Source organism: Thiolapillus sp., from assembly GCF_048562965.1.
In the GTDB taxonomy this organism is placed as follows: domain Bacteria; phylum Pseudomonadota; class Gammaproteobacteria; order Chromatiales; family Chromatiaceae; genus Thiolapillus; species Thiolapillus brandeum_A.
On record NZ_JBHNMF010000332.1, the window covers coordinates 1 to 3,656 of the forward strand.

Below are 3,656 nucleotides of genomic sequence, written 5' to 3' on the forward strand. Positions count from 1 at the left end.
CCTCCACCATGTGCTGCAGCACATCGGCAATGCCAGGACGGTTGAGGACATTGAAGCCCTGCTACCCTGGAACACGCCTGTCAAAAAAATGCAATAGGGCTGATTGTTTGGCGCTTACAAAGCATCCGTCAAGCCGTCACCCGGGTGAACGATCGTTTGCCGGACTACGCCAGGGTAGGTGCATTCGTGTTGGCGGAGCAACCTTTCCAGGCTGAAACCGGGGAGCTGACTGCCAACGGGCGGCCCAGGCGGGGCGACATACAGGCACACTATCAGCAGGCCATATCCCAACTTTACGAGAGCAAACATGAGCAGGTTCTTTGACACACTGATCAGCCGGACAGAAGAGGCACGCAACCGCTTCCTGGGTATCGAGGCCATCGGTCGCGGCATGGCCGGTGCCATCTCAACGGATACCTATATCGCTTTTCTGACCCAGGCTTATCACCACGTCAGGCACACGGCACCCCTGCTCATGGCTTGTGGCAGCCGACTGACCATGGAACAGGAATGGCTGCGCGTCGCCATTGCGGAATACATCGAGGAAGAGACGGGTCACCAGGAGTGGATTCTGAACGATATCGAGGCCTGTGGCGGTGATGCGGAGCAGGTGCGTCATGGTATGCCCCATGCCAATACCGAGCTGATGGTGGCTTATGCCTATGACAGCATCTATCGTGGTAATCCCGTGAGTTTCTTCGGTATGGTGCTGGTGCTGGAAGGCACCAGCGTGAAACTGGCGTCGACGGCGGCCCGGAAGATACAGCAGGCACTGGCGTTGCCGGATGCGGCGTTCAGCTACCTGACGTCTCACGGCGCCCTAGATGTCAGTCACATGCAGTTTTACGAAAAACTGATGAACCGCCTGGATGATGAGGCAGACCGGCAGGCAGTGATTCACATGGCAAACATGATGTATGCGCTGTATGGAGACGTATTCGACAGTCTGCCACTGGATACACAAGACTGTTGAAAAACAGGGGTTTTCGGCATGCTGTTTGCGCTACAGGGATGTGTCGCCGTTTTCAATGACGCCAAGGCATTGAAAAAGAAGGAAACTGAAAATCGCATTTTTCGGTTCCCATAGTTGGAAAAGCCGTGGATGGACTGTTTCAGCAACCTTATTGGAAGAAAGACTGGAGTGAAGACATGAAGATCAGAATATTGTTACTGGGCCTGTTGCTATGGACGGGCATGGTGGTGGCTGGAACGCCGGTGAGTCTGGAAGATATCCAGAGGGAATGGGCTGTCGCGAAATACCAGACTGCCGAAGATGATCAGGAGAAGGCATTCGAGAAACTAGTCGCCAGGGCGCGTCAGCGGGTGGAAAGCAATCCCGGGGATGCGGCGGCAAAGGTATGGCTCGCTATCGCACTCAGCACCGATGCCGGCGTCAACGGTGGCCTGGGCGCCCTTGGCAAGGTAAAGGAAGCCAGGAAATATCTGGAGGAAGCGGAAAAGATCGATCCCGATGTCTTGAACGGTTCTGTTTACACTTCCCTGGGAAGTCTCTATTACCAGGTGCCCGGCTGGCCAATCGGCTTCGGCAATGACGACAAGGCCGAGGAGTACCTGAAGAAGGCGCTGAAGCTCAATCCTGACGGCATCGATCCGAATTATTTCTATGCCGATTATCTTCTGGAAGAAGGCAAGCCAAAGCTGGCGCTGAAGTACCTGGAAAATGCCAGGGCAGCGCCTGCCAGGTCCGGCAGGCCTGTCGCTGACAGGGGACGCCACCAGGAAATCGATGCGGCTATCGCCAAAGCCAAAGACATGCTCGACTAGGAAAATACTATGGATTTCAAGAATACACGCATCCTGTTTGTTGGCGCCGCTGGGGGTATCGGCAGTTACATGGCCGAGGATCTGCTGGCTGCGGGGGCCAGGGTTTGCCTGGTAGGGCTGTTCGAGGAGGAACTGGAGCATTTGACAACGAAACTGGGTGATCTCGCCAAAGGCGCATGCAGCATTGTTGCCGACGTTACCCGGGGCGAAGACCGCGCTCGCTGCGTGCAGGTGATGCAGGAAAGTTTCGGTGGCGTGGACATGCTGATCAATCTTGCCGGCATCAATGCCTTCGCGCGATTCGAGGAACAGAGTGAAGAGAGTATCGAAAAGATCATGTCGGTCAATGCTATTGCTCCCATGCTCATGGCCCATGCGGTGCTGCCCGATATGCTGAAACAGGGTGGCGGCCAGATCGTGAATATCGGCTCGACCTTCGGCAGCATCGGTTTCTCCTGCTTTACCAGCTATTCCACCAGCAAGTTTGCCCTGCGCGGATTTTCCCAGGCATTGCGCCGTGAACTCGTAGATACCGGCGTGGGAGTAACCTATATTGCACCGCGGGGGGTGGATACCCCTCTCAATCCACCCGCAGTCTATGAAATGGCCAAGGAGGTGAAGATGAGCTTTGATCAGCCAGAGTATGTGGCCGACCAGATCCTCGATGCGATTCGCAAGGACAGGAAGGAAAAGTACATTGGTTTTCCTGAATCCCTGTTTGCCCGTGTGAATGGCGTGTTTCCGGGGCTTGTGGACAATTCCCTGAGGAAGCAGAATACAACCATGAAAAAGTATGCGGAGCAGGATGGTAACCGGTGAGGGTGTTGCTGGCGGAAGATGATCCGCTGCTGGGGGATGGCCTCAAAGCCGCATTGCTGGCGGAGGGCTATACGGTAGACTGGTTCAGGGACGGTCAGCAGAGCCTGTATGCCGCACTGGATGAAGCCTTTGATATTGTTATCCTGGACCTGGGATTGCCCGGTCTCGATGGACTGGAAGTGCTGCGGGCGCTGCGGGACAGAAAAAAAGATGTTCCCGTGCTGATTCTCACCGCAAGGGATGCGCTGGATGATCGCGTCAGGGGGCTGGATCTGGGGGCCGATGACTATCTGACCAAGCCTTTCGATCTGGATGAACTGGCGGCGCGGCGGCGCTCGCTGATCCGGCGCAGTCACGGGCGTAGTGTTACCCTGCTTGAATTTGCAGAGATCTCGCTGGATCCGGCCGCCCAGACCGTCAGCAAAGGGGGAAAGGACGTGGAGCTGACACTCAAGGAATTCAAAGTGCTGCGCTGCCTGATGGAAAATCGGGGCAGGGTAATTTCACGCCGGCGGCTGGAGGAAACCGTCTATGGCTGGGATGCCGAGATCGGCAGCAATGCTCTGGAAGTACATGTGCACAATCTCCGGAAGAAGCTCGGCCAGGGGCTGATAAAGACAGTGCGTGGCTTGGGGTATCGCATAGGCTAGCCTGCGTGGCTCAGCAGACCACTTAAAAATCATGATTTACAATTTGCATTCAATGGCTTGCGAGGATCCTGGTGTGGCTAGACTTTGTCGCCGGCATGCTATCCGGCGAAACATGCGGATTCGGTACTGATGCGTTCGATTCGCCGACAGGTACTGGCCTGGGTGCTGGGGTTTCTGGTGCTGGCCCTGCTGATCATGATGGTCGTCAGCTACCAGCGCGCTCTGCACGAGATCGAGGAAATCTTCGATGCTGAGCTGGCGCAGGCTGCAAAACTGGTCGGCAAACTGGTGCTGGCGGATATCGACAGCAAGGGGACCGTTTTCACCGTTGATTCAGACCTGAACAAAAGCGTCAGGCATAAGTATGAAAAATATGGCTCCTCAGCAGAATTTGTGGGTAGC

General features: G+C 55.6%; 5 protein-coding genes and 1 pseudogene. All 6 read left to right on the plus strand.

The features are described from left to right. The first annotated feature begins 144 nt into the window (after positions 1 to 144). Positions 145 to 324, plus strand: coding sequence for a hypothetical protein (locus tag ACOCD2_RS14280; RefSeq protein ID WP_293648829.1), 180 nt, complete (start codon positions 145 to 147; stop codon positions 322 to 324). After that, complete coding sequence (locus tag ACOCD2_RS14285) at positions 308 to 973, plus strand: TenA family transcriptional regulator (protein WP_293648832.1); 666 nt, start codon at positions 308 to 310, stop codon at positions 971 to 973. The genes ACOCD2_RS14280 and ACOCD2_RS14285 overlap by 17 nt, the downstream gene beginning before the upstream one ends. A gap of 176 nt (positions 974 to 1,149) precedes the next feature. Then, positions 1,150 to 1,785 (plus strand): tetratricopeptide repeat protein, encoded by a 636-nt coding sequence (locus ACOCD2_RS14290; RefSeq protein ID WP_293648835.1) that lies wholly within the window; start codon positions 1,150 to 1,152, stop codon positions 1,783 to 1,785. 9 nt (positions 1,786 to 1,794) lie between these two features. Continuing rightward, positions 1,795 to 2,604, plus strand: a complete 810-nt coding sequence (locus tag ACOCD2_RS14295; RefSeq protein ID WP_293648837.1) for an SDR family oxidoreductase — start codon at positions 1,795 to 1,797, stop codon at positions 2,602 to 2,604. Further along, entirely contained in the window at positions 2,601 to 3,254 is a 654-nt protein-coding gene (locus ACOCD2_RS14300) for a response regulator (protein ID WP_293648840.1), read from the plus strand. Before ACOCD2_RS14295 ends, ACOCD2_RS14300 begins: the two co-directional genes overlap by 4 nt. A gap of 129 nt (positions 3,255 to 3,383) precedes the next feature. Continuing rightward, positions 3,384 to 3,656, plus strand: a pseudogene (locus ACOCD2_RS14305) (hypothetical protein); the annotation flags it as partial.

What these genes read in the sequence shown, in the direction of transcription:
- ACOCD2_RS14295 (WP_293648837.1), top strand. Translation starts at nt 1,795, where the DNA reads ATGGATTTCAAGAATACACGCATCCTGTTTGTTGGCGCCGCTGGGGGT.
- ACOCD2_RS14290 (WP_293648835.1), top strand. Translation starts at nt 1,150, where the DNA reads ATGAAGATCAGAATATTGTTACTGGGCCTGTTGCTATGGACGGGCATG.
- ACOCD2_RS14285 (WP_293648832.1), top strand. Translation starts at nt 308, where the DNA reads ATGAGCAGGTTCTTTGACACACTGATCAGCCGGACAGAAGAGGCACGC.